At 39.3% G+C, this 25,781-nt stretch carries 20 protein-coding genes; 12 read left to right on the top strand and 8 right to left on the bottom strand.

All coding sequences use genetic code 11. The features are described from left to right. Nucleotides 1-32: 32 nt before the first annotated feature. The 3 genes from RCC89_01940 to nrfH all read right to left on the bottom strand — a co-directional run bounded on the left by RCC89_01940 (nucleotide 33) and on the right by nrfH (nucleotide 3,887). Complete coding sequence (locus RCC89_01940; GenBank protein WMJ71938.1) at nucleotides 33-1,496, bottom strand: M20 family peptidase; 1,464 nt, start codon at nucleotides 1,494-1,496, stop codon at nucleotides 33-35. A gap of 224 nt (nucleotides 1,497-1,720) precedes the next feature. Then, a complete protein-coding gene (gene nrfA / locus RCC89_01935; protein ID WMJ71937.1) occupies nucleotides 1,721-3,271 on the bottom strand; it encodes an ammonia-forming cytochrome c nitrite reductase in 1,551 nt (516 codons plus the stop codon). A 7-nt stretch (nucleotides 3,272-3,278) separates the two neighbouring features. Continuing rightward, nucleotides 3,279-3,887, bottom strand: coding sequence for a cytochrome c nitrite reductase small subunit (gene nrfH / locus RCC89_01930; protein WMJ71936.1), 609 nt, complete (start codon nucleotides 3,885-3,887; stop codon nucleotides 3,279-3,281). Between the two features lie 156 nt (nucleotides 3,888-4,043). On the opposite strand from nrfH, the gene RCC89_01925 reads away from it, so the two are divergent. From RCC89_01925 to RCC89_01915, 3 genes are all read left to right on the top strand, one after another. Next, entirely contained in the window at nucleotides 4,044-4,463 is a 420-nt protein-coding gene (locus RCC89_01925) for a cytochrome c maturation protein CcmE (protein WMJ71935.1), read from the top strand. Between the two features lie 161 nt (nucleotides 4,464-4,624). Continuing rightward, nucleotides 4,625-7,276, top strand: a complete 2,652-nt coding sequence (gene ccsA / locus RCC89_01920) for a cytochrome c biogenesis protein CcsA (protein WMJ71934.1) — start codon at nucleotides 4,625-4,627, stop codon at nucleotides 7,274-7,276. Nucleotides 7,277-7,449: 173 nt separating this feature from the next. Then, nucleotides 7,450-8,424: a hypothetical protein gene (locus RCC89_01915; protein WMJ71933.1), complete on the top strand. Its 975-nt coding sequence runs from the start codon at nucleotides 7,450-7,452 to the stop codon at nucleotides 8,422-8,424. A 31-nt stretch (nucleotides 8,425-8,455) separates the two neighbouring features. Here the strand turns inward: RCC89_01915 and RCC89_01910 are convergent, their stop codons facing one another. From RCC89_01910 to RCC89_01900, 3 genes are read right to left on the bottom strand one after another with little or no spacing between them, the layout of a single operon-like run. Next, complete coding sequence (locus RCC89_01910; protein WMJ71932.1) at nucleotides 8,456-9,694, bottom strand: STN domain-containing protein; 1,239 nt, start codon at nucleotides 9,692-9,694, stop codon at nucleotides 8,456-8,458. A 16-nt stretch (nucleotides 9,695-9,710) separates the two neighbouring features. Further along, a complete protein-coding gene (locus RCC89_01905; GenBank protein ID WMJ71931.1) occupies nucleotides 9,711-10,769 on the bottom strand; it encodes a FecR family protein in 1,059 nt (352 codons plus the stop codon). Next, on the bottom strand, nucleotides 10,766-11,344 hold the full coding sequence (locus RCC89_01900; GenBank protein WMJ71930.1) for an RNA polymerase sigma factor: 579 nt from the start codon (nucleotides 11,342-11,344) through the stop codon (nucleotides 10,766-10,768). Before RCC89_01900 ends, RCC89_01905 begins: the two co-directional genes overlap by 4 nt. A gap of 301 nt (nucleotides 11,345-11,645) precedes the next feature. Here RCC89_01900 and RCC89_01895 point away from each other — a divergent pair, with 301 nt between their 5' ends. Beyond that, nucleotides 11,646-16,388, top strand: a complete 4,743-nt coding sequence (locus tag RCC89_01895) for a PKD domain-containing protein (GenBank protein ID WMJ71929.1) — start codon at nucleotides 11,646-11,648, stop codon at nucleotides 16,386-16,388. 9 nt (nucleotides 16,389-16,397) lie between these two features. Beyond that, nucleotides 16,398-17,438 carry a type IX secretion system membrane protein PorP/SprF gene (locus tag RCC89_01890; GenBank protein ID WMJ71928.1) on the top strand — a complete coding sequence of 347 codons (1,041 nt, stop codon included), beginning with the start codon at nucleotides 16,398-16,400 and terminating at the stop codon, nucleotides 17,436-17,438. 26 nt (nucleotides 17,439-17,464) lie between these two features. Here the strand turns inward: RCC89_01890 and RCC89_01885 are convergent, their stop codons facing one another. Beyond that, complete coding sequence (locus RCC89_01885) at nucleotides 17,465-17,755, bottom strand: hypothetical protein (GenBank protein ID WMJ71927.1); 291 nt, start codon at nucleotides 17,753-17,755, stop codon at nucleotides 17,465-17,467. A 335-nt stretch (nucleotides 17,756-18,090) separates the two neighbouring features. Beyond that, nucleotides 18,091-18,555: a response regulator gene (locus RCC89_01880; GenBank protein WMJ71926.1), complete on the bottom strand. Its 465-nt coding sequence runs from the start codon at nucleotides 18,553-18,555 to the stop codon at nucleotides 18,091-18,093. Nucleotides 18,556-18,701: 146 nt separating this feature from the next. Here RCC89_01880 and RCC89_01875 point away from each other — a divergent pair, with 146 nt between their 5' ends. The 7 genes from RCC89_01875 (at nucleotide 18,702) to RCC89_01845 (ending at nucleotide 25,599) form a co-directional block, all read left to right on the top strand. Beyond that, complete coding sequence (locus tag RCC89_01875; GenBank protein ID WMJ71925.1) at nucleotides 18,702-19,790, top strand: ThiF family adenylyltransferase; 1,089 nt, start codon at nucleotides 18,702-18,704, stop codon at nucleotides 19,788-19,790. 45 nt (nucleotides 19,791-19,835) lie between these two features. Then, entirely contained in the window at nucleotides 19,836-20,573 is a 738-nt protein-coding gene (locus RCC89_01870) for a hypothetical protein (GenBank protein ID WMJ71924.1), read from the top strand. Then, a complete protein-coding gene (locus RCC89_01865; GenBank protein WMJ71923.1) occupies nucleotides 20,503-22,740 on the top strand; it encodes a 7TM diverse intracellular signaling domain-containing protein in 2,238 nt (745 codons plus the stop codon). Before RCC89_01870 ends, RCC89_01865 begins: the two co-directional genes overlap by 71 nt. Nucleotides 22,741-22,747: 7 nt before the next feature. Next, nucleotides 22,748-23,851, top strand: a complete 1,104-nt coding sequence (locus tag RCC89_01860; GenBank protein ID WMJ71922.1) for a hybrid sensor histidine kinase/response regulator — start codon at nucleotides 22,748-22,750, stop codon at nucleotides 23,849-23,851. A gap of 497 nt (nucleotides 23,852-24,348) precedes the next feature. Continuing rightward, the gene (locus RCC89_01855) at nucleotides 24,349-24,738 is read left to right on the top strand and encodes a response regulator (GenBank protein WMJ71921.1); all 390 of its coding nucleotides are present in this window, start codon (nucleotides 24,349-24,351) and stop codon (nucleotides 24,736-24,738) included. A gap of 11 nt (nucleotides 24,739-24,749) precedes the next feature. Continuing rightward, entirely contained in the window at nucleotides 24,750-25,184 is a 435-nt protein-coding gene (locus tag RCC89_01850; protein WMJ71920.1) for an oligosaccharide flippase family protein, read from the top strand. A gap of 22 nt (nucleotides 25,185-25,206) precedes the next feature. Continuing rightward, complete coding sequence (locus RCC89_01845) at nucleotides 25,207-25,599, top strand: HAD-IB family hydrolase (protein WMJ71919.1); 393 nt, start codon at nucleotides 25,207-25,209, stop codon at nucleotides 25,597-25,599. The last annotated feature ends 182 nt before the right edge of the window (nucleotides 25,600-25,781 follow it).

The following is a 25,781-nucleotide window of genomic DNA, read 5'->3' as shown; positions in this document are numbered from 1 at the left end:
TAGCAAGGGCCTGAATCATACATTTTACTATATTAATGCATATGTTGGCTATTTTTGATTAGGGTGTAATAAAATTTTATCACTTGGCTGTAGTTCTTTACAGATATTTTTTCGTCTCTCCCATGTAGCATCGACAAGTCTTCAGGTTCTTCATATACCGCAGGGTGAAACCTATATATATTATTTGTTAATGCTTCAAAATGTCTTGAGTCTGTAAGCGCAATTAAGAGAAATGGTGCGGTTATAGCTTCTGGAAAAACTGAGGATACTGTTTTGCGAATGTGTCTAAATTCAGGTGCGGCAGTATCGGAAATGTCCAAGGGGCTAGAACTAGTGCCCCATATTTTTACTTCTGTTAGTGTATCATCTATTACATTAGAAAGGTATTCAAGCGCATCTGTTGGGCTTGTGCCAGGCAATAGTCTTAGGTTGGCTATGGCTCTTGCTTCAGAAGGAAGGACATTTTCTTTGCTGCTACTTTCTAGCATGGTAACAGCTACTGTTGTTCGTATACTTGCATTTGTTGTGTGTTTTTTGGACATCATATTTTTGATGAGTGGTCCGGTTAGCCATTTGTTGGTGAAAATGATATTATAAGGAAAGTCCATTTCGGGGGCAGTATAGTCAAACATTGCGCCAGTGGCACCCGACAATGCCGGAGGGAAAGGGTTGTTTTTTATTTTCTGAATGGCGTCAGACAACCGTGTAACGGAGCTTTCCGCCGGAGGCATTGAGGCATGCCCACCTATGCCTTTTGATACAATTTCTACATTCATGGCTCCTTTTTCTGCGACGCCTATCAAGGCTACCGGTTTGTTCAAGCCAGGAAGAGCGTTTTTCAAAACTACCCCACCTTCATCTAGTACATGAGCGAGTTTTATGTTTCTTTTTTCTAATGTTTGGGCTATAGCTTTTGCCCCAGAACCTATCCCGCTTTCTTCATCATGGCCAAAAGCCAAATAAATGGTTTGCTTAGGCTTTTCCCCTTCTTTTAGCAACAGCTCTACAGCTTCAAGAATACCTAAAATACCACTTTTGATGTCTAATGTTCCTCTTCCGTAGATATAGCCTTCGGAAATTTTACCTTCAAATGGGTGGTGTTTCCATTGGAGGCTGTCATCTGCAGGCACTATATCCATATGTGCCATAAGGAGAATGGGTGCTGAAAGGGTATCTGTTCCCTGCCATGTATAAAGTAAAGAAAGGTCGTTTATCTGTTCGCGGTATAGGTGTTTATGCACTAAAGGGAAATTCCTTTCCAGAAAAGATCTTAGTTCAACAAATGATGCAGTATCTGCTTCTGTTTGTTTGACGCGGGTAACTGTTCTTATCTTAATTGCATCAGAAAGCCTTTTCTCAAAGCCTTTGGTTAAGCCGATGTTGCTTACTGCATATCCTGAAACTTGCCTGCTCGGAGATGTGTAGGTGATGACCAGCAATATTGCTAATAAGGATACAAGGGTAGTTAAGCTAGTATATACAAAGTACTTCGTCAACTTTCTGATTGCTTTTATTGTACTATATACTCATATGTTCTAACAATGGTTTTAGTAAATATTGTTTTTCATTTCACCGTAATTAATAAATGATTACTGCTTGGCAAAAGAGCTATTTGCAATCAAATGGATGGGGCTTGCTGGTGAAGTTACGCAACTTAACTATATGCAGACCCTATCCATTTTTTATAATAGTTTTGTTTTTTCAGTCAAAGTTGTTTGCCTTAATCATCTACAAAACTTGGCCTCCTGTCTGTAGCTTTATACTGTGGCCATTGGGCTTGTCTTTCTTGTGCTTTCCTGATCCATTGAGGAACTACGGTTTCTAGCCACTCCTCTTTTTCGTTTTCTAGTTTTTCTATAGGGATGCCAATATACTGTTGGGCTTTTTCTTTAGTAGATATGTCAGGTACCGGTATCGGCCCCCGGTGTCCTAACTCAGCGACCAACCTTGCTAGTTTATTTCTGGCGGTATGTGATAAATCTATAGATGTGCCAAGGAGCCTTAGTGTTTCCGTAGGTGCGTGAGCGGACGCGCCATGGCTGGCTGCTGAAAAGTCCCATCGCCATTGTGCATGACGTATATCTTGAAGAATATCCTCCATTTGTTCTTTGCTTGCGCCGAGGTCCCATGCAAATTTTGCTTCAATATGTAATTTTGCTAATAGGTCTTCTGCAATGAGCCTTACCTCCATGACTTTGTCTTGGTTGCTGTACACATTGCTTATAAGTTCTTTTTCGCTTTGCCTATGGCAAACCTGGCAAGACGCAGAGACATTGTTTAGCGGGCTCTGGATTTTATGATCGGTAAACTTGACACCGCCTTCACTACGGTATGGCATATGGCAATCCGCACATGTAACGCCCCTTTTGGCATGAATGCCAGCCGTGTATAGCTCATAGTCTGGGTGCTGCGCTTTAATCATCGGTGCACGGCTTAGCTCATGTGTCCAATCCGTAAAGCCAATACTGTCAAAGTAAGCTTCTATATCTTCAATATTAAGGCCATTGTCCCATGGGAAGGTTAAATAAGGAACCCCTTCTTCAAATCTTTCTTTGTCAAAATAATACTCTACATGACACTGTGCACATACCAATGACCTCATTTCCTGGTGAGAGGCTTGTGTAATATCCTCCCCTCTTCTTTCAAAGGCTTCAATAAGCGCAGGCCGAGTAATTTTTAGGCTCATAGTTTCTTCATCATGGCAATCTACACAGCCAATTGCGTTAGCGACCATGTGTGGCCCTTTTTCTCCCCAAGTTCCGTCATAAAATTCTTCTACGCCTAATTTGTTCATCATACGAGGGACATCCGCACTTTTGCAGGTCCAGCATGTTGCAGGTTGCGGGCCGTCATCATCCTCTACCGGAGTGCCTGTCCTGAGGGTTTCGGTTACATCATCGTTAGCATAATAGTGACCCCTTGGTTGTGTATAATCCGTAGCAAAGGCGTATCCAGCCCATAGTACTACCAAGTTTGGGTAGCGCTCGAGCATATCAAAATTTCTGGCACCATTGTATCGGCTTACAAAAGAAGTGTCTTTTGTTTGCTGGTAGGACTGATATTGGCGTGGGTAGGCAATACCCCAGATTTCATTGCGGGGTTCGAGTTGCTCAATGTTGATGCGCCGCTGTTCAAGATACAGTGTTTCTGTCCTTCTTTCCATGATATTTGCGGCTAGTAAGCCTAAAGCAAAAACCAATACAGCGGTTACTATAAAAAGTACGGCTCCAACCCAGGGTTTTCTCCTGATTATGCTTCTAAGTTGTTCCATAAAAAAATTAACGATTTTGTGGGTTTTGTCTTCTTGTTCTTAATTTTCTTAACCATTCTGGCACAGGGCTTCCCAGCAGTGGTACTTGGGCATCAGGTGTAGAGGAAGAGCCTTTTACCCTTCCGTGAGGCACTTCTCTGTGACAGTCCCAACATAACTTGCCCTCGCCGTGTAAATTTTTTTCGCGGGTCACTTCTGTCAAGTTTACATGTTCATTAAGGTCAGAATGGCATCTTATACAATTCTCTTGTACCACCCTTATGCCTGCTTCTTTTATTTGGATTACTTGTGGTTCATTCCTTAAAGTAAAAACGGTTGCATGGCCAAGTCCGTCTTGGGCTTTAAAATAGTAGTGGCTAAATATATTGTCATGGGGTACATGGCAGTCGTTGCAATTTGTCCATTCTCGGTGAGAGCTATGTTGCCACGTTGCATAATGCGGTGCCATTAGGTGACAGTTTATACAGGTCTCAGGAGCGTCTGACATGTAGGAGGCAGCATTAGATATGTAGAATAGTAGTGCTACCACACCAACAAATACCGCAAGAAGTGAATTGACATATATTCTCCAGAACCTTGGAGGTTTAAAAAAATCGAAAAATCTTTTTATGCCCATAGACACATGCCCTATTCCTTTTTCTATCTGACTATATACTTATACATGTTGATTAAACAGTTTGGGATTTTATTTGTTTAAAAAAAATCCGCTCGCATGCTGTTCAGTTAGACATACGAGTGAGCTAATGTAAATCTGCAAGTTGTTTTGTTATTCATGAAAAAGGCCAATGTATTAGCTATTGTTATTATAGCTATTTCTGCAGGAATTATTATAAGTACAGCGTCAACAAACAGTACCTATGCAGACTTTGCAAAGGCTTCAGAGTCGGAGGGGGGTGACTTTACTGTAGTTGGGTCGCTTCAGAAAGGCAAGTCAATTGAATATAACCCTAGTATTGATCCTAATTTGGTTACCTTCTTTATGGTTGATAAAATGGGCAATGAGTCTAAGGTTGTTTTGAATCAGAGTAAGCCACAGGACATGGAACGGTCTGAAGATGTTGTTGTAAAGGGTAGAATGAAAGACGGAGTGTTTTATGCTACTACTATTTTATTTAAATGTCCATCAAAGTATGCTGAAGAAAATGAATTTAAAGCAGACTTATCCGAGGGCAGCATGGTAAGACCCAATTGACTAGGGATATAGTTGTCTAGAGGAGGCTGCTCTTTGAGGGTTTTGAATAGTTAATGCATGGGGCTCGTCAAGGGTCTAATATGTGATGATATAAACAGATTTTTATTTTTTAGAACTTTTTCAATAGATTTTGCTGGATTGTAAACCAGCCTGTAATTAATATGGATTATATAGGAGAACACACATTTTTGGGTACTTATGGCCATTTTTTTGTAGTACTATGTTTCGTTTCCACACTTGTTGCTGCGCTTGGCTACTATTTGGCAATTGACAAACCGTTAAAGGAGTCTATTGGCTGGAAGCAGTTTGCTGATAAGTTTTTTCTCTTACACGGGATTTCTCTTTTGGTAGTTATCGGCATCCTCTTTTATATGATCTTCAGCCACTATTTTGAGTATCATTATGTCTGGAAATACTCCAACTTATCTATGCCTTGGCATTATTTGCTTTCAAGTTTTTGGAGCGGGCAAGAAGGTAGTTTTCTATTATGGTCTTTTTGGATATTGATCCTTTCATTTCTTTTAAAACCAAAGTTTGGGCAATTGGAAAGCCCTGTATTAATGGTTGTTTCGACGGTTCAGGCTTTTATATTCACGATGCTGCTAGGTGTTTACATCGGTGATGTCAAAATTGGAGGTAGCCCATTCTTATTGATTCGTGAGTTGCCTGAAAATGCAGGCATGCCTTGGACGGAGATGTCTGATTATATGCTCAAGGTGGAAGCCCTGCAAGACGGGACTGGACTCAACCCCTTGTTGCAGAATTATTGGATGGTAATTCACCCTCCGGTTTTGTTTCTCGGTTTTGCCGCCACACTTTTTCCTTTTGCACTTGCTGTTGCTGGGGCTATAGTAGATAACACCCGAATATGGATCCAGCCTGCTATCACTTGTGGCTTGTTTGCAATGCTTACCTTGGGGGCAGGGATCTTACTGGGCGGTGCTTGGGCCTATGAGTCTCTTAGCTTTGGAGGTTTTTGGGCTTGGGATCCAGTAGAAAACGCCTCCCTTGTCCCGTGGGTTTTGCTCACAGCGGGAGTTCATATGTTGTTTGTTGCTAAAAAGAGGAATAAGTTTTTCTTCTTGTCTCGTTTATTGGTAATATCAGCTTTTATCTTTGTTTTATATTCTAGCTTCTTGACACGAAGCGGAGTGCTTGGAGATAGCTCTGTTCATTCTTTTACAGAAAATGGCTTGCTGGTTCACCTTTTTCTTTTTCTATTCTCTTTTGCTTTGCTAGGGTTAGGCTCGCTTATTGGTTCAACAGTATTAAGGTGGATTTTCGTGTGTTTCTCTTTTTGTCTGTTGTTTTTAAGCTTCTATGTTGAATCTCATGGGTTTTTAGTTGTGTCATGGATCGCAGGCGTAATATTTTTGCTTGTGTATGCTTTTGAAAAGCAAAAAGTAGATTCTGGTGTTGAAGATAAAGTACTCTCACGGGAATTTTGGATCTTAACAGGTACACTCGTAATGGTGACGGCATCCTTGCAGATAACCCTTTCAACTTCTGTTCCACTTATCAATAAGCTTTTTGGAACCGACTTAGATGCTTATACAGATCTTCAACAGCGAAACATGTATTATGCCATGTGGCAGGTTCCTTTTGGTACGATCCTTTGCTTGCTTATAGGTGTTTCTCAATTTCTAAAATACAAGAACACCAATTTTAAACTATTTATAAAAAATATCACTACAAGTTTACTGCTTGCCTTGCTGTTTTCTGTTATCATTGCTTATTTGATTTCATATGATTTTTTAACTGATATATGGTATTTACTATTAATGTTTGCTTCTTTTTTTGCTGTGTTTTCCAATTTTGCCTTTTTGAAATCTATCTATAGAGGAAGTAGGGATTACTGGGGAGGGTCGGTGGCTCATATTGGTTTCGGAATGTTAGTTGCTGGGGCTTTAATTTCAGCTTCTGGGAAAACAGCTATATCTAACAATCAAAATGAAGTCAACCTTCAGGTGTTAGATGAGAACTTCCTTAATACTGAAAATGTCATGCTTTATAAGGGAGACACTGTTCCGATGGGAGAGTATTTTGTTTCCTATCAGGGCAAGCACCAAGAAGGGGTTAACCTTTACTACGAGATTGACTACTTTGATAAGGAAGTAGATGACTCTTTGCCAGGCGAGCACCTTTTTAGTCTCTCTCCTTTTATTCAACTCAATGAAAAGTTTGGGAATGTGTCAGAGCCAGGAACTAAGCATTTTGTTTCTCATGATGTATTTACACATATTAAATGGGCTGATGTGCCCATGAACACGGATGGTCAGGGGGAAGATGACGACTTTATGGATCCTGTTTTTTTAAATATGGAAATGGGTAAAAAGTACCAACACGAAAACCATTTGATCACATTTGAAGATATTTATTTATTAGGTGTGGAGGAAAAACAAGCAGATGGTTATGACAGTGCTAGTTTGGTGGTGCAGGCTGAATTATTAATAAGAAGCATGTCTGACCCGCATAAAGATCCTGTTCAGGTAAATCCTTTGTATGTTGTCAAAGACTCAGCGCAAGTAGATCCTGTAAAGGTCTATTCTGAAGAATTGCGTGCAAGCTTTTCAATTGTTGAACTTCCCAGTAAGCCAAATACTATCAACCTTGCTATTGAAGATGACGAATATCTTGTATTGCAAGCCCTTAAATTTCCTGGAATGAATTTGCTTTGGGCAGGGTGCATTATAATGGTTGTGGGGTGTTTTATGGCCTTTAGGAAAAATATGAAGGAAAAGGGGGCTGAGAAAGTTGTAAATGATAACCAAGACTCCCCTAAGGATGTGGTTGTTTTAGATTCAAGTGTTTGATTTATAGGCTTGTATGTGTTGTGGGTCTCCTTGAAATCGTTTTAATTATTTTCATAAGGTATTAAAAGTGAAGGCTTTTTTTAAAAAAATCTTGTAAAGATAGTTGAATAGTAAGAACTTAGCGTATCCATTTTTTTAAGACTATTAACCTACATACAAGGAAACCTGATCAAATGAGCCTTCTGAAAAAAATTACAGACATTGGGACCAATGAGTGTCTTTCAATATGTGAGAATAAATATATCAGACTGACAAATGCGGTAAATATAGGGCAAATATTTTTTATTGCTTTACCGGCTATTATTGGCAATACCTTCTTCTTGGATTGTGGCAACTCCTTTACTTTCCGGTTTTTTACTTTGGTGACATTGGCTGTATTTAATATTTACTTAAACAGTAGAGGAAAATACCTTGTGTCTAAGTTTGGTACATTGCTTTCTCCTTTCTTCTTGATTTTCATTTTTCCAGTTTTGGCTAACACGGTTCATGGAGCTATGTTTCTCTCATTTTCTTATGGGATTATGGTTATAGGTGGACTGGCTTTTATGATATTTTCTTATGGGCCTGAGAAAAAGTATCTGCATACCAGTGTAATCTTTTTTGCTTTTTTTGCTCTGTTTTATGAATTGTTTCTAACGTTTTTTGTAGAAGACCTTTCTATTGTCCCTTTTATCTTTGAAAGCAGCTATAACTTTTTTTACTTCCAGATTACTAAGACTTTAATTTTAGTATTTTTATATGTTTACTTATTTAAGCTAAAGGTGGACTATCATAACTCTCAAGTTGAGATCTTTAGAATGAATGACACCCTCGCAATGGTGAACAAAGACCTGAAGGTACTAAATACTAAGTTAGAGGACCTGGTGAGTGAAAGGACTATAAAGCTGGAAACACAAAATAAGCGCATCAAGGAGCTTGCCTATACTAACTCACATATTATCAGGGCATACGTTGCTAGGATTAATGGTTTGATAAATATGGCAGAACTTAAAGGAGCTAGTGAAAAGGAGAAACAGTTTTGCTTTACACAAATTAAGGAAAACTCTGTAGGGTTAGAGAATGTTACCAAAACCTTGTCTCAAAGCTTGGTTACAGAAGAATGTTCTGAAAGTTTGGACGCTAGACCACAAACACAAGAGGTGAGCTAGTATTCATTTTAAAAAATGATCAAATAAAATATCACCTGACAGGAAATAAATATTTCAAACCTAAGGATAATGAAAAATAGTCTAGGTGTAGATGGTATAAAGCGTTGTGGTAGTAAGGGGATAGTACCCTGTTATACGATACGCCTGATGTAATTAATATATGCTCTGATAAAAAATAGCCTGCCTCTGCCCTTAGGTGGGCGGCAATGGCTAAGCTGTTGGTTTGTTCAATAAAATCTTCATCTGTTTCGGAGCGATAATATTGCCGTAGTTCGTTAGTTGAAAAACTTGACCTGGTTAGTATATTAATGCCTAATCCACCCCCTACGCCTACCATAGTTTTATCCCAAAACGTTACATACATGGCTTCAAGCGGTATAGAGAATACTTGAAATTTCGCAGCGTTTAAATGCCGTACGGTTTCAGTTCGCCTTTCTGCCTGAGCGGGATTTCCAGGAGGAGGACCTTTGGTTTTTGTTTCTTGCCATGTCTTGTCTGTACTGAAAGTCTTATAAGATATACCTGCGCGGAACCGCCAATTTTTTGTTAATATTCCAACACTAACTTCTGGTATGAATAGTGCAGAAGTGCTTCCATCCGGTTTTGTTTCTTGCAGTATTTCATCTGGGCCTACTTCTTTAATCCGCGTATGTGGTATTCCCACACCTAAATTACCAGCAACAAAAAGCCTATTTGCATGGGGAGTTTTAGTACTTCTCTTGGGTTGGGAAGGTTTTAAAGTATCTGATTTTTGAGCATCAAGTCGCTTTGCTCTTTTTGAAGCCCATTTTAGCTCTTTCTTATACCTTCTGTGAACCTCACGCTTTTGTTTGGGTGTCAGTGCTATATAGTTATTGTTTGGCGTGTAGATATGTTTTTGACGTTGAACACTTTCTTTTGTTTTTACTGTATCGCTTTCTGACTCATTTACAGGTGCTGGTTTTTTATTTTTGTCTTCTACAATAAAAATGCTTCTTCCTGCCAATACGTAATTGAACTTTGTACCGCGCAACAATAGCTCTAGCATAGCGGATAGAGGGATGTTATCTTTGTTAACTGCTTTAATTTTGATAGGCCCTAGTTTGCTGTCTGAGTAGGAGAGTTTAATACCGTGCTCTATTGATAGCTTTTGTAAAGCAGTGATTAGTTTGTCACCACTATAATTTAAGCAAACTTTTTTGTCCAGGATATTTCCAGAAATAGCATAAAGGGAATCTTGGTCATGCGTTTGGCTATGCGACAAGTGCATGGTGCTTAACCATATTGCCATAAAAAGCAAAACGATTTTATTCACAAGTCTCCCCTTTAATAAAGATATGGTTTTCTAAGGTATCGGCTTTAAGACCACTTGTTAGGCAGACTCCATTAAGTGCTTCTTGTGCGGAAAGATCACTTAAGTCGCCTGTAAATTTACACGATGTAATGTTGTCGTCTGGCACCAGTTTAATGTTATAGTGTCTTGAAAGTACTAAGAAAACTTCCTCAAGACGGGCCTGATTAAAGTTTAAGTTATTAGTTTTCCATGTAATATAATTATCAGAAACGACTTTCACAAGTTCATATTTTCCTTGCTCATTAATTTTTAGCTGTTCGTTCTTGCTTACTTCAATACCTTCGTCATTGTTATTTGTGTTACGAACGACTACTGTACCTTCTGTTACCGTTACTTCTTTTGACCTTTCGCCGTCAATACTCCTGATGTTAAATTTAGTCCCAGTTACAGTAAGCTGGAATTTGTCAAAATGTACAGTAAAAGGGTTGCCTGTATTGGTTTCAACTTCAAAATAGGCTTCACCTTTAAGAAGGAGTTTACGATTTTGCGAGAAGCCGTCGGCCACTTTAAGCGAGGTGCCTGTATTGAGCGATACCATTGAGCCATCTGGTAGTTTATGCCCTATGGTTTTATTGTCAGAATAAATTCTGCTGGCATTTGCAAATACATTGGTTTTCTCTTTTGGAGGATTAGGTGTTTCTTCAGTAGCAGAGGGCGCTTTTTCTTTAGGTTCGGAAGTTTGAGAAGTTTCTTTTTGTTCTTTTTGCGCAACAACCTTTTCTTCTTCTTGACCAGAGGTTTTTTGTTTGTTTTCTATTTTTTCATTGGTAGTAACCGCAGTTTGCGAGGTTTTGTCTTGGTATAAAAAAACAATGCTACATATTAACAAGAAGGCTAAGCTTGCAGCCACAGCAAGTAATACTTTCTTGTTGGATGTGGTTGGTTTAGCCTCTGAAATTTCTTGAAGAACATTTTCCCATATTTGTTCATCTCTTTCAGAATGCAAAGGCTTATCCTCGCCGATCTTTTTCTTAAATGCATCCTTAAAGCGGCCTTTATTTATATTGCTCATGGCTTAATCTTTTTTAGAAGATCACTTTTGTCTTCATTTCGTTGCCTGGAAAGCAAATTAATTAACATTTTTTTTGCTTTGGCGTACTGAGACCTCGAACTTCCTTCTGTAATACCTAGCATGTGAGCTATTTCTTTATGGGCATAGTCTTCAAGGGTATATAAAGTAAGAACCATTTTATAGCCTGGAGGTAATTTGTTTAGTGCTAGAAAAATGGCCGAAGTGCTAGACTCCTCTAATAATGTAATTTCTGCCTGTCCGATTTCTGCTTCATTAATTTCATCTATATTATGTAAGACATAAGAAGGGTTGCTTTTTTTGTAGTGGTTCAGGGCGGTATTTATTACAATTCTTTTTATCCACCCTTCAAATGATCCTTTAAACTTAAATTGGTAAAGGTTTTTATGTATTTTTATAAATGCTTCCTGTAAAATATCGTCAGCGTCAAATGCACATTGGGCATATCTTAGGCAAACGGGACGCATTCTGGGCATATAGAAATCAAATATTTTCTTAAATGCGCCTATGTTTCCTTGCTTAGCTGCCGATATGATTGACTCTTCTTCTGAAAGCATTTTTATGATATTGTGCTAATCATATATAAATACCAATTAAGGTGTATTTACTGTCCGTTCAAATAATGGAGCCACTTAATGGATATCTTTTAAAGATTCTTTTTGTAGATGTAATTTTACAAATAAAAAATGTAAATATTTAACAATTATTGCCTTTGCGAAAAATTATATGGCTCAAAAAAAATTTTTTTAAACCCAGGCTGCGTTTCGTTCCTTTTGCTTGTCCTTATTTTAAAGCGGCTATTTTTTAGTGGTTTTAACTTTTGGAAATAGGAAAAATCTACTTTTGTAAACTATAGGTATGGAAATAAAGGTTTTAGGTAAGAAAAGAAAAGCTGTGATAGTGTGGCTGTTGTCTATGCTGTTTATTTCAGTTGATGCGCTTGCCCAGAGAGACCTGCCAAATCCTGGGTCTAATGTTCAGGAAATCCCTGCTGGTTCATTTGTTGTACCCATGTGTACCACTTACCAATCTATTGTTCCTGCTGACGCACCACCTTTTAATTTAAAATCATACGGGTTAATCTATAATTTGTTGCAAAGCGGGGTACGTGTAAAATGGGCTATCCGTACGCCAAAAGAAAGGGACGATGTAGATTTTAGTGCCGTGGCAGAAAGGTTTTTCCCAGATTATGTGGCGGCAAATATGATGGACTTTCGTGGCGGGCCTTTTATCGTTCCTGATACTATTTTGCCATGCGGTACAAGTTCATTAGATATTATTAATAATTTTGGGAATGACGTTGCGGTATACAAACTAGTTGAAAATACCAATGTTGATGTTGGGTACACACTTACGCATCGACCTAAAATAGCCGTCTTTAATAACGGTAACAATGAGCAGATACACACAAAAATACTTAATGGAGCTGGTATTCATGATTATGACATTATGGATGCTGCTGATATCCGCGAGCTTATGAATTGCTATACATTTGCTTCTGAGCCACATGCTGATCTTAACCAAGTAAGTCAAGAGGTTGTTGACGGGGTTCGGGAGTTTTTGATGAACGGCGGAAATTTTTTGGCTCAGTGTGCAGCTGTAGGAACTTATGAAAATCAAGGACTTTTCCATACTACTAACGGGATTGAGACGGTAAATACAGAAGTCTCGCATTTGTACCCCAATGCGGATCTTGCATATTCTCAAATGCATGGGCCAATGGAAGAAAACGAAGGTGGGTCTATTGACAACTGGACATTGGCTGAAGGTTCAGCGTGGCAGCCTCATGCTTACCGGTCTGTGTCACATATTATTGATGATACAGTGGTGGCAATGGGCGCTAAACTTACTGATCCTGGTGTGCCAGGGGGGAATGTATATTACTTGGGTGGGCATGACTATGGCAGAACTGGTAGCCCACGAAACCCTGATTTGGAGCTAACAACTTTGCTAAGGTTAAACGCCTTACGCTTATATTTGAATGCTGCAGTTGTTGCTAGTGGGAACCCTAATATGGCATGGGCTGATGCCGGAGGCCCTGTAGCGGAAATTGGTTGCAGTGATAGTGTTATGCTCGGTTGTGAGCCTGTCGGTCCTCCGCAAGCCACTTATTTATGGACGCCGGCTGAAGGGTTAAGTTGTACGACTTGCCCTAATCCAATGGCAAGCCCTTCAGAAACTACTACTTATACAGTTCATGTTACGCATGGGTGTACTGTTACTGATACCATACAGGTTAAGGTAGAGTCTACCCCTGTGGCTGAGTTTACAAATGATACAGTTTGTGAAGGTCTGCCTACAACATTTGTAGACGAGACTACAGGTGGAGAGGGGTACTGGTTGTGGGATTTTGGGGATACAGCATCGGGTGACGATAACACCTCAAACCTACAAAACCCGGAGCACATCTTTAGTTCGGCAGGAACTTTCGAAGTTACCTTGATTGCTGGGTCCAGTGAATCTTGTGCTGACACTATTGTGCAAGAGGTCATTGTAAACCCTTCCCCTGTGGTTTCGGTGAATTCACCATTGGTTTGTGAGGGCGATTCTACAGAACTTGTGGCCGAGGGGGCTACTTCTTATAGTTGGTCAACGGGTGATACTACAGAAACCATATACATTAATCCTCTTGAAAATGATTTTATTACTGTAACAGGGTCTGCTGAGGGATGTACTTCTGTTGATACCGCTTGGGTAACAGTAAGCCCTGTATTAAGTTTGACTACGGAGGTTGTAGATGTTAGCTGCTATGGCGACAGTAGCGGTGCAGCAAGTGTTGAGGTTAGTGGTGGAATAGAGCCTTTCACCTATAGTTGGAGCACGGATCCGGAGCAAGATACAGAACTTGTTGAAAACCTTTTCGCTGGTACATACTCAGTGATTGTTACTGATTCTATTGGATGTGTGGATAGCGCAAGTGTTGACATCCTCGAACCGGAGGTGCTTGAGGTAGAAGGGGAAACGGAGGATGTTAGCTGTTATGGCGGAGCAGATGGTAGCGCATCAGTTCTGGTTAGCGGTGGCACGCAACCTTACTCCTACTCTTGGGATACCAGTCCAGTGCAAAGAACTTCTGAAGCCATTGACCTAATGGCAGGTGAATATACGGTAGTTGTTACTGACTCTTTAGGGTGTTCTGACTCTTTGACAGTGATTATTGATCAACCTGATGGTTTAGAGTTAGAGGTTGAGGCCTCAGATGTATATTGTTATGGGGACAGTACCGGTACGGCTGCTGTTACTGTAGCGGGCGGAACGGCTCCTTATGGCTTTAGGTGGAGTACTATCCCTGAACAAACTTCAGAGGAGGCCACTGGACTTTCTGCAGGTGATTATTCCGTTTTTGTAACAGACTCTACTGGTTGTGAAGATACAATTATGGTTACTATTTCTCAACCTGATTCCCTTGAGCTGGTAGTAGATAAAATAGATGTAAGTTGTTATGGAGGTACTGATGGGTCGGCTGCTGTAGAAGTAGCGGGAGGGACAGCGCCGTATAGTTATAGTTGGGACACCAGCCCCGAGCAAACCTCTGCTGATATTACTGATCTTGCTGAAGGTATTTACAATGTTCTTGTAACCGACTCCTTAGGTTGCCAAGATACAATAGGCGTACAAATATATCAGCCAGATTCCATTGCGCTGAGCATTGAAACCTTAAATGTAAACTGCTACGATGGTAATGACGGGTCTGCCACTGTACATGCATCAGGCGGAACAGCACCTTATAGCTATCTGTGGGATTCAAGCCCTGAACAAAATACAGCCCATGCAGAGGATCTTGTGGCCGGTGTTTATTTGGTAACGGTAACGGATTCTCTTGGATGTACCGATACGGCAAGTGCCATTATCAGTCAGCCAGAGGCTCTTGTTTCTGAAGCGGTTTTTACTGACGTAACATGTTATGGTGGCGATGATGGCCAAGCTTCCGCAAGCACTACTGGTGGCATAGAACCATATACTTATAGTTGGGACACTGATCCTGTGCAAGATGATTCAGATGCAACTGGACTTACGGCTGGTGACTATGTGCTTACTGTTACTGATTCTGTGGGATGTACAGATAGTTTAGTGGTAACCATTACCCAACCTGAAAGGCTAGTTCTTTCGGCCGAAGCTACTGATGCCTTGTGTTATGGTGATAGTTCAGGTACTGCTTCTGTATCGGTTACAGGTGGAGTGGCTCCTTATGAGTATAGCTGGAATACAAGTCCCGCGCAAATTTCTGAGGACGCAATGGATCTGCCAGCTGGTGTTTATACGGTTACCGTCACAGACTCTTCTGGTTGTCAGGATACGGTCTCTGCCAATGTTGGCCAGCCGGATCTTATAGTACTTAATACAGAGAGTACTGGTGTAAGCTGTTTAGATGGGGATGACGGCTCTGCCAGTGTATCTGTGACTGGAGGTACTGCGCCTTTTACTTATAACTGGAATACCTCTCCTGTCCAAACAACGTCCACGGCAAGTGAATTAGGTGTAGGAGAATATATCGTTACGGTTTTGGACGCTAACCAGTGCGAAATGTCGGATACGGTTATGCTTGGTTCACCTGATATGCCTGTGGCTGACTTCTCTTCCGGTACGGCATGTCTGGGCGATGGCCCTGTCTCATTTACTGACCTATCTGTAGAGCCTCCTGGGTCGGAAATTACAGAATGGGAATGGAGCTTTGGAGATCCTTCATCTGGAAACTTAAACCACTCTGATGTACAAAATCCTGATCATGAGTATGGCTCTGAAGGGATATTTGAAGTTACGCTGACCGTAATTACTGATAAGGGGTGTAGTGATTACATTGCTAAACCCGTAGAGGTGTTCCCTTTGCCTCGGGCTCACTTTGGTTCACCGTCAGAAGGTTGTGCGCCTTTGTGTGTTGATTTTATAGATTCTTCTACTGTACTTTCAGGCACGATTGAATCATGGGAATGGGATTTGGGCGATGCCTCTGCCCCAGAAGAAGCTCTTTCGACGGAGCAAAACCCTAGTCATTGTTTCACGGAGGTTGGCAGCTATGATGTTTCTTTGCGTGTTGTTACTGATAACGGATGCTTGGCAGAATTAAAGGTAAATGAATTTGTTAAAGTGCACCCAGATCCAGCAGCGCCTGTTTTAGATAATGAACGGATTTGTACGGATACTGAAGACTACCAAGATATAGGGGTAGATGAAGTGGAAGGGTACTCATACTTTTGGGAACAAACTTTTGACTCTAGTGCGGTAATAACGGTAAGCGAGCCGGGTGATTATTTATTAAGGATCACCAATCAATGGGGCTGCTCGTCAGAGGGAACTGCCAATGTAAGGGATGTTTGTCCGCCACGGCTTTTCGTGGGTAATGCTTTTAGTCCAGATGGAGACGGAATCAATGACTTGTTTACGGTACACTCTGCTTTTATTGGTGACTATCAAATGTTGATTTTTAACCGTTGGGGTGAAATAATTTTCGAATCTCGTGATGTAAACGAGTTTTGGGATGGTAATTATAGAGGAGAGCCTATGCCTGTGGGTGTATATCCATGGATCATTATATATGAGGGTATAGCTGAAGAGTATCGTGGCCCTTATAAGAAAGAAGGAAGCGTAACCATCATTAGATAAGAACTTTGTATGACTATATATATACATCTAAGAAAGATCTTTTGCGGTATTGTTGTTTTTGCGCTAGTTATATTTATGGCTCCTTCACGCTTAAAGGCTCAAGACATTCAGTATTCGCAGTTTTATGCCAATGTATTGTATCTAAATCCCGCATTTGCGGGGAGTGCCCACAGTTCGCGAGGCATGTTTCATCAGCGTGTACAGTGGCCTGCCTTGGATGCCAAGTATCTTACATCCCATTTTTCAGCAGACCACTATTTCAAAAACACGAATAGCGGTTTAGGTTTAATGGCGTTTAAAGATTGGCAGGGGGCTAATAATATTACTACTACTGAAATTGCGCTGCAGTATTCTTATGAGTTGCATCTTAGCAGTAAGCACTCATTCCGTGCAGGACTTCAGGCGTCGTATGTTTCAAGAAATGTTGACTACTCTATGTTAAGGTTTCCTGACCAGTATGATAGTTATGGCTATTTAGGTCCCCGTACACACCAGCCTACAGACACAGATATGATCCATTACCTGGACTTTACCTCTGGCGGGCTTTTCTATTCTGACAAGTATTGGGTTAGCTTTGCTTATGCCCATATGAACCAACCAAATCAGTCTTTTTATGGGGGAGACAGTCGATTGCCTGCTAAAGTGAGCATTACAGGGGGGTACCGGTTTAATCTTAAACCAGCTACCGGGGCTGCGGCAGGTTCTAATATGTATTTGACCCCAACACTGCACTACAAGACCCAAGGAGAGTCTGATCAAGTAGATATAGGCCTTTACTTTTTGTATGACTACATTATAGCTGGTTTGTGGTACAGAGGTATCCCGTTAGTTAAAAGATATAGACCTGGATTGCACAACAATGAATCTGCTGTGGCAGTAATTGGTTTTAAAGTCAGTAACTCATTGAGCATTAGTTATAGTTATGATTTTGTGGTTTCTAAGCTTACTCGGGCGCAAACTGGTGGCAGCCATGAACTTAATATTACTTATCTTCACAACCTTGAAAATCTGAAGAGACGGACCCGGAAGCTTCCTTGCCCTAAGTTTTAAATGTGTTGATGTTTGGGGAGAAAGTCTTAGCGTGTCGGAGTTTTCTTTTCCTCTACCACCTCCCCTTCTATTTCAATGGTTTGTATGGTTTGGTTATTATTATAGTACCTGGTTTGCTTAATAAAAGAGTTTTTCTTTTTAGGCAATAAAGATCTTACTAGTATATAGCCAAGTGCTACAGTAGCAAACACAAACAAAATTCCTAAAATTAACGGTATCATAAAAAAGGCAATAACGGAAATACCTATTACTGCTACTGTTGGCATTGCGCGAAACTTGCCATAGGAAGAAGATATAGTATAACGGAAGTTTTTCATTGGTGAATCTTTTTAGATATTTCTACTTACAATTCTAACAAAAACTAAACCAGTTTGGTGCAAGATTAGACGGTTTTGGGTCTGCCATAACTTATCTTGCTATTAATAATTTGTTAAACCTCACTTCCATATAGTAAAAAAACTGGTCGAATCCGTGGAGGTCGTCTTGCTCGCCATTTGGTCAAGTGCTTCCCTTCTGATACTTTAGCACATACCATCTTTAACTTTAGCTACTTGATTTTAATTTTTGAGGTTAAAAACACAAAAAGTTACCTTCTTTTGTGAAGATTGTTTTAAGAGAACAAAGAATCCGTGCTGATGGCCATATATGTATATCAGGACAATAAATTTTGTCTTAAAAGGAACTCCAGTTGCTCATTAGCCTTGCTTAGTTTTTCTATTAATTCTTTGTTTTCCTTTCTTAGAGAATAAACCTCAAAAGCTTTGTCGATCACTATTTTAATTTGGGCTTCGTCCCAAGGCTTGCCCACATAATGATAGATCTTCCCTTTGTTTATAGCGTCAATTACTGCATTAATGTCACTATATCCTGTAAGGAGTATTCGTATTGGGTCAGGGTGCACGTCTAAAATAGATGATAAAAATTCGACTCCGGTCATTTCGGGCATCCGCTGGTCGGTGATAATGATATGAATGTCATTTTCGTCAAGAATCTTACGGCCCTCTGTCGGCGACTCGGCCAAAAAGATGTTGTAAGAAAAGCGAAAAGTTGCCTTAAAAACGTTAAGATTATTTACTTCATCATCAATATAAAGTATGTTAATCTGAGCTTCTTCCATAAGAGTTTTAGATATTTTACTTTGTAACGTTTAATTATTAGTACAAATTAATGAAAATCCTGATTATATTATCACTTTATTATATGACCAGGGTGGCGCACATTCTTTATTAACAGTTAAATCTACTTTTTCTAAATGTACAGATTATGAATCCTTCTAGACCTCTGAACTCCAATAATCATACGAAACCTGTTATGTTTCGGATGAACAAATCTGAAGATTTTGCGAAGTTTTATACTTTTTTAGAAACAAATAAGCAGATTTACGTATACGACACCATAGAAGAACAGATTCAGGAACTGATCAAAATTCAAAACCCGTCAGAGCAATTTTCTGAAGAAGATCTTAAATCTGGTGTTGCATCTTACCTAGATGGTATGCCTGCGAAAGATTTTGGCGTGTGGGTTTATTACCCTTGGTCAAATCGCCTAGTGCATCTTCTGCCAGAGAAAGAGTTTTCAGAGGTGAGGACTTCAAGAAACATTTTTAAAATAACTCCCGAAGAACGTAATATACTTTCTTCAAAAGCTATTGGGGTGATTGGGATGTCTGTTGGATCTTCAATTGCACTTACCATGGCGGTGGAGCGTATTTTTGGTGAAATTAGGATTGCTGATTTTGACTCGTTGGAACTTTCAAACCTTAATAGGGTTAGAACCGGTGTTCATAATCTGGGTCTGAAAAAGACAATAGTGACAGCACGGGAAATTTCGGAAATAGATCCTTTTTTGAAAGTGACTTGCATGCATGATGCTGTAAATGAAAATAATCTTAAAAGCTTTCTTTTGAGCCCATCAAAATTGGATGTTCTTGTTGAGGAATGTGATAGCATGGATGTGAAGCTATTGGCTAGGCAGGTGGCCAGATCTTTTAAGATTCCTGTTGTAATGGAAACCAACGACAGGGGGCTTTTAGATATTGAACGTTTCGATCTAGAGCCTAATAGGCCTGTACTGCATGGTCTGATAGAAGAATCAGAGATCTATAAATTAAAAGATATGTCTATGGCTGAAAAAGCTGTCTTTGTAAAAAAGATCCTGGGTTATGATAACCTTTCTGAGAGAGGTAAATATTCTATGAGCAGGGTTGGAAAGGAAATAACTTCCTGGCCACAGCTCGCATCGGCAGTGGCTTTGGGAAGTGGCATAGCTACGGATGTTTGTCGGAGAATATTATTAGATCAGCTCAAGGTGTCCGGGAGGTTCTATATCGATCTTGAAAGCATAGTTTGCTGATTTACAGTTCTTTTTTGAGTTTAGTAAATAGATAAAGTTTTCACTATGGTAAGGTTAAAAGTTTTTAGGGCTATAGATGACCAGCAATCCTGTGAAAAATTTCTGGAGGGGCACCGGAGGGTTTTAAAGAGTGTGGGTGTTACGGAAGTGACTACGGCAAAAGATGACTGGTTTAATAATCCAGCAGTTTTTGTGCTTATGGTAGAGTCTGAAGATGGCTCTAAGGTTTTTGGTGGTGCCCGTGTTCAAGCTGCTGATGGGAATATACCCTTGCCTATAGAAGACGCAGTAGGTGATATGGATCCAAAGATTTATGACTTTGTCAAGTCCCAAAGGTTAAATGGGACAGGGGAGCTATGTGGACTGTGGAATTCGTTAGAAGTGGCAGGTTTAGGTTTTGGAAGTGTGTTCCTTATAAGGGCAGGAGTTGCTATAACCACCCAGTTAGGATTGGATAGCCTGTTTGCATTATGTTCGCCATTTACGGCTAGGATATGTAAAAACTACAGTTTTGAGATCGTTAAAAGTTTAGGAAACGAAGGAACTTTTTACTATCCAAAATCCGATCTTATTGCAACGGTTGCCCTTATTCATGATACAGCAACCCTTACAGGAGGAGATCATAACGAATGTGATAGAATATTTGACTTGAGAAGAGACCCTCTCCAAAGAACAGTAGAAAAAGGCAAAAGAAAAGATATAGAAATTCAGTATGAACTTGATTTGCCACAAATTGATATTCAAGAGTTTAAGTCAGAAAAAGACAAGCCTTCAAAAGTTTAACCTAGTAAGGGTCTTATTTTTACCTTTCCTTTGTTTTTTCTTTCTGGACGTTAAAGAAGTTGCTGCGCACGTTCAGCAAAGTCAAAGCAGTATCTTGTATACGGGTTCTTCTGGAAACCTTACCATTGGTGACCATTTATATATTTTAGAGGACAAGGCTGGCAGCTTGGGTATAGAGGATGTAGTAAGCTCTGGTGATTTTATCAGAAGCAAAAAAAATGTGCCCAACCTCGGCGTCAGTAACTCTGTTTTTTGGATAAAGTTTAAAGTTCACAACCAATCGGAAATAGAAAACCTTGTTTTGGAGATCGGCTACCCGCTATTAGATCAAATACACTTCTATAGTATAACAGAAGAAGGAAAATATGATATAATAAAAGCTGGGGAATATTTACCTTTTGGTTCAAGGAAGTACAATTATCAAACATTTTTGTTTGATTTAAAAATCCCTCATGGTGAGACCCGGGAATACTATATGCAGGTCAGCAGTGGCAAACAGATTTTGTTACCGGCTGTTATAGGGTCTTATCAGGCTATAGCCGAATCGCACATCTTAAGAGATATCCTTTCGGGAATTTATTTTGGAATCATCCTCGTGATGATGCTGTACAACCTCTTTATTTACTTTACGGTCAAAGATAAAAGCTACTTATGGTATGTCATCTACATTTTTTTTGTGGGGTTGACTCAAAGTATTCTTCAGGGATATGCGTATAAGTACTTTTGGCCTTCAAACCCATGGGTTGCCATGCACAGTACCTATCTAGTAGGAGCGGCAGTCGGATTGGCTACACTAATGTTTTTTAGGTCCTTTCTTCGAACCAAAGAAAATGCCCCTGGATATCATAAAGCATTACATATTTATGCCGTACTGTATTGCTTATGTATAGTTCTTGCTTTATTTGGTTTTTATAATGAAAGCTATAGGTTAGTAGACCTTACTGCAGGAACCGGATCTCTGTTTTTACTTTTTATTGCCTATAAAATTTATCAAAAAGGCTATCGCCCTGCTAAATTCTTTTTGATTGCATGGACACTTTTCTTGATCAGTGTAAGCGTGTTTGTGCTGAAAGATATGGAGCTGATCCCTTACAATTTGTTTTCTGTTTATGGGCTACAATTCGGCTCCGCACTTGAGGTGATTTTGCTTTCGCTGGCACTTGCTGATAGAATAAATGTGTTGAAAAAAGAGAAGGAAGATTCTCAGGCGGCTGCATTAAATGCGCTCAAGGAGAATGAGAAATTGATCTTAGAACACAACCTTTACCTAGAAAAGAAGGTAAAAGAGCGTACCGCTGAGTTACAGGATGCTAATGAGGAGCTAAGGGTTGCTTTAAACCATCTTAAAGATACGCAATCCAAGCTTGTTGCATCTGAGAAAATGGCATCTTTGGGTCAATTGACAGCAGGTATTGCCCATGAAATCAATAATCCTATTAACTTTGTTAGCTCTAGCGTTACTCCTCTTCGCAGAGATATAATGTTCTTAATGTCACTTTTAGAAAAATATAGCGTATCCTCATCTCAAGAATCTGTGAAAGATCATTTTTCTGAAGCACACGCTTTTGAAAAACGGCTTGATATGCCCTATCTTAAAGAAGAAATTGAAACAATATTAAAAGGAATTGATGAAGGAGCTTCCAGAACTACAGAAATTGTAAAAGGCCTTAGAAACTTTTCCCGCTTAGATGAAAGTGAACTAAAATCGGTAAATTTCAATGAAGGGATCGACTCTACAATGATTTTGCTTAATAGCAAAGTTAAGAATATCAATGTTGTAAGGAATTTTGGCAATATTCCTGACGTGGAATGCTATGCGGGAAAAATTAACCAAGTCTTCATGAATATTCTCAGTAATGCTATTGAAGCTGTGAATGAAAAAGGTGATGAAGGTGAAATTGTCATTACCACATGCTTAAATCCTAAAGGGGAAGTTCAGGTGAGTATAAAGGATAACGGAACAGGCATGCCTGAAGATGTGAAAAGTAAAATTTTTGATCCTTTCTTTACAACCAAAGATGTAGGCGAAGGGACTGGGTTGGGGCTTTCTATAGTATATCGTATCATTCAAAGTCACAATGGAGAGATTGCTGTCAACTCTGAGGAAGGTGTGGGGACAGAGTTCGTAATTACTTTACCAAAAGAATATGTAGAACCTGTAAACTAGAACACCTTTGGAAGAAGAACGCATTAAAATATTGTATGTAGACGATGAGCGAGGAAACCTTAATATGTTTAAGGCCGCCTTTCGTTTTGACTTTGATATTTTACTTGCTGAATCTGCTTTTGCAGCGTTGGATATACTCAAAGATGAGGAGGTGCATGTGATTGTTGCTGATCAAAAGATGCCTGGAATGACAGGAGTCGAACTGTTTGATCATATTAAAGAGCTTTATAAAGAGCCAATTCGGATATTGCTTACTGCTTATGCGGATGTAAATGATGCTATTAACGCAATTAATAAGGGCAATGTGTTTCGCTACATCAAAAAACCTTGGGATGAGCAAGAAATTCGGATGTCCATAAATAATGCATACGAAGTTTTTGCCGCAAAGAGGGATTTGAAAATTAAGAACCAAGAACTTCAGAAAGCAAATGAAGAACTTAATAGGTTTGTATACAGCGCTTCTCATGACTTAAAAGCGCCCCTCTTATCTATCAAAGGCTTGTTGAACGTTGCCCGGCTTGAAGGAAAAAATAAAAACGCGGACCAGCTTTTTGGACTTATTTCTAACAGTGTTAACCAACTTGAAACGTTTATTGGGAGCATAATCAGCTACTATAAAAATATTAGGATTGAAAGTAAGCCTAGTCTAATAGACTTTGAAAAGATTATTGATGAGACATTGTTAAGCTATCAATGCTATTATTATTCATCTGATATTCAGTATGAAGTTGATGTAGAAAAAAACGAATGTTTCTTAAGCGACGAGTTTCGGATTCGGGTTATTATAAACAACTTGCTTTCCAATGCTATAAAATATCAGAGAGCAGCTGAAGCTGTTAAAAAAGTTCGGGTTTCTGTTTCTTTTGACCAACAAAATCATGCATGTTTGGTAATAGAGGATAACGGCATGGGCATCAACAATGAGTATATTAAAGATATTTTTAATATGTTTTACCGTGCAACCAGAGAAAACTCGGGATCTGGTATAGGGTTGTATATAGTTAAAGAAGCAGTTCTGAGGGTTAACGGTAAAATAGATGTTTCCTCAGTTGAAAATACGGGTACCCGGTTTACTGTGCATGTCCCGTCTGCAGATGCTTTTCTTTACTAAAGGTTAGGATATTTTTTTTCAACTTTTTTGTTAGTCGGTTCTTAAGACTGTAGCTCTGGCTAACGACTCCCATCGGTCTTGCATTCCTCAATACTGTCCCTGTATACTTGCTTATAAATGGTACTATAATAATAAATGCTAAGAGTGTAAATCCTTTCAAACTTGATATTTTTTTTAACTTTTGCATTAAAATAGTATTCTAGCTATGATTAATAGGATTTAGCAATGTAATTATAAAAAGTAATTTACATCTTGTTTGTTTGATTTGATAATATTTGTAGATTGCTAATAATTAACTAGCTGTAAATATATTTTTCACTGCCTGATTTCTTTTAAGATAAGTGTTTGTTTGTACTTTTCGTAGATGAACTTGTGCTGCTATGTATAGTTGGCATTGAAAATCGAACAGCCCTTTTATGGGATTATTACCTAAATATGACATTGGCTTATTGCATTATTTTAACCAGGTTTTTCTTTTTATATAAATTTTAATCAATATGAAGGGCTTCTTATTAGCGGTTGATGATTTCAAATCGATTCAGATTGTCATTTCTTCCATATTTTCGCAGGATTTTGATGTCGTTAGGAAACCTAACGGAAAGGAAGCTTTAGCGTGGCTATTTGAAGGGAATATTCCCGACCTTATTATTACGGATTTGCAAATGCCTGAAATGTGCGGGTTTGAATTTATCTCGAACCTTAAATCTAACCAGGTTTTTAAAGGGGTTCCAATTGTTGTTTTGAGTGGCAAAGATGATTCTTCAGAGCGAATAAAGTGTTATAAGTTAGGGGTAAATGAGTTTATAACAAAGCCTTTTAGTCCAGAGGAATTGCGTATACGTTGCCTAAACCTGTTAGAAAGAAACCCAAGTGCTCTTCCACACTAACTCTTGTTTAAATGGAGACTAAAGGTAAAAATAGCATAGCTTTAATAGGGCAGTCAGTAGAGCCAATGGGCTGCTTAATTTATGGCAGCCAATACTACCATTTCCAAAAAACTCCACCAAAAACTATTGTTAAAGCCATGCTAAATTTTGGCAAATACACTTTTGGTACAAATATTAGCTCTATGTTAAACAGGTACATCGATCAAGCAATGGTTGGGGCCATGATCTCTACCGCTGGTGTAGCTGGGTACAATGCCGCCATTAGAATTTCAACTCTAATTGAAGCTCCGACTTTAGCAATTGCATCTGTCATATTCCCAGAAACTGCAAAAAAAATGCGGACTGAAGGGAAAAAATCAATTAAAAATATTTACGAACAGACATTCGGCAGTTCGTCTATTTGTAATCGCATATCACTTTTCGCTGTAACTGGACCAACAAAATAAAACATTTTGTCTGTATGGGTGAGTGCCATCTGGCGAATCTTCTAAAATTTGTGAAGGTTTCAATAAAGAAGTATTGCCTAAAATGGTAAACGCAAAGGCTATGGAAAAAGTTAGGTGGCATTTGGAAAATGGTCATGAAGTTGTGTTGGTAAGTGCAAACTTTGAGTTGCTTTTAAGTGCTTGGTGTAATGAGCATTCCATTTCTTTAATCTCAACTTGTCTTGAGGTAAAGAACGGCAAACTTACAGGTAAATTCTCTAGTAACAATTGCTACGGAGAAGAAAAAGTTACTAGGGTCAAGCAGCATTATAAGATAGAAGATTATTCTAATATTTATGCTTATGGTGACAGCAAAGGTGATCTGCCTATGCTGGATTTGGCACATCACCGTTTTTTTAAGCCATTCAGGGATTAGCTGTTTTGGGACAGCTACTAGTTTAGGTCTGCTCCCAAATACGTTTCCTGCCAATTATTTAGGGCTATGTCAATTCGCTATGACCTATTCTAAGCTTTGAGAATAACTTCAAAGGCTTAATAAAAGGCATGGACTAGAACTGCTCTAGAAATTCATTTACAGTCATTCCTAATATTTCCTCA

The organism is Cytophagaceae bacterium ABcell3, assembly GCA_030913385.1.
In the GTDB taxonomy this organism is placed as follows: Bacteria; Bacteroidota; Bacteroidia; order Cytophagales; family Cytophagaceae; genus ABcell3.
This window is presented reverse-complemented; position numbering and strand designations above follow the sequence as displayed.

Excerpts from the sequence above, each read along its gene's own strand:
- nrfA (WMJ71937.1), bottom strand. The coding sequence starts at position 3,271 with ATGGAACAACTTAGAAGCATAATCAGGAGAAAACCCTGGGTTGGAGCC.
- nrfH (WMJ71936.1), bottom strand. The coding sequence starts at position 3,887 with ATGGGCATAAAAAGATTTTTCGATTTTTTTAAACCTCCAAGGTTCTGG.
- RCC89_01925 (WMJ71935.1), top strand. The coding sequence starts at position 4,044 with ATGAAAAAGGCCAATGTATTAGCTATTGTTATTATAGCTATTTCTGCA.
- ccsA (WMJ71934.1), top strand. The coding sequence starts at position 4,625 with ATGGATTATATAGGAGAACACACATTTTTGGGTACTTATGGCCATTTT.
- RCC89_01915 (WMJ71933.1), top strand. The coding sequence starts at position 7,450 with ATGAGCCTTCTGAAAAAAATTACAGACATTGGGACCAATGAGTGTCTT.
- RCC89_01910 (WMJ71932.1), bottom strand. The coding sequence starts at position 9,694 with ATGGCAATATGGTTAAGCACCATGCACTTGTCGCATAGCCAAACGCAT.
- RCC89_01905 (WMJ71931.1), bottom strand. The coding sequence starts at position 10,769 with ATGAGCAATATAAATAAAGGCCGCTTTAAGGATGCATTTAAGAAAAAG.
- RCC89_01900 (WMJ71930.1), bottom strand. The coding sequence starts at position 11,344 with ATGCTTTCAGAAGAAGAGTCAATCATATCGGCAGCTAAGCAAGGAAAC.
- RCC89_01895 (WMJ71929.1), top strand. The coding sequence starts at position 11,646 with ATGGAAATAAAGGTTTTAGGTAAGAAAAGAAAAGCTGTGATAGTGTGG.
- RCC89_01890 (WMJ71928.1), top strand. The coding sequence starts at position 16,398 with ATGACTATATATATACATCTAAGAAAGATCTTTTGCGGTATTGTTGTT.
- RCC89_01885 (WMJ71927.1), bottom strand. The coding sequence starts at position 17,755 with ATGAAAAACTTCCGTTATACTATATCTTCTTCCTATGGCAAGTTTCGC.
- RCC89_01880 (WMJ71926.1), bottom strand. The coding sequence starts at position 18,555 with ATGGAAGAAGCTCAGATTAACATACTTTATATTGATGATGAAGTAAAT.
- RCC89_01875 (WMJ71925.1), top strand. The coding sequence starts at position 18,702 with ATGAATCCTTCTAGACCTCTGAACTCCAATAATCATACGAAACCTGTT.
- RCC89_01870 (WMJ71924.1), top strand. The coding sequence starts at position 19,836 with ATGGTAAGGTTAAAAGTTTTTAGGGCTATAGATGACCAGCAATCCTGT.
- RCC89_01865 (WMJ71923.1), top strand. The coding sequence starts at position 20,503 with ATGAACTTGATTTGCCACAAATTGATATTCAAGAGTTTAAGTCAGAAA.
- RCC89_01855 (WMJ71921.1), top strand. The coding sequence starts at position 24,349 with ATGAAGGGCTTCTTATTAGCGGTTGATGATTTCAAATCGATTCAGATT.
- RCC89_01850 (WMJ71920.1), top strand. The coding sequence starts at position 24,750 with ATGGAGACTAAAGGTAAAAATAGCATAGCTTTAATAGGGCAGTCAGTA.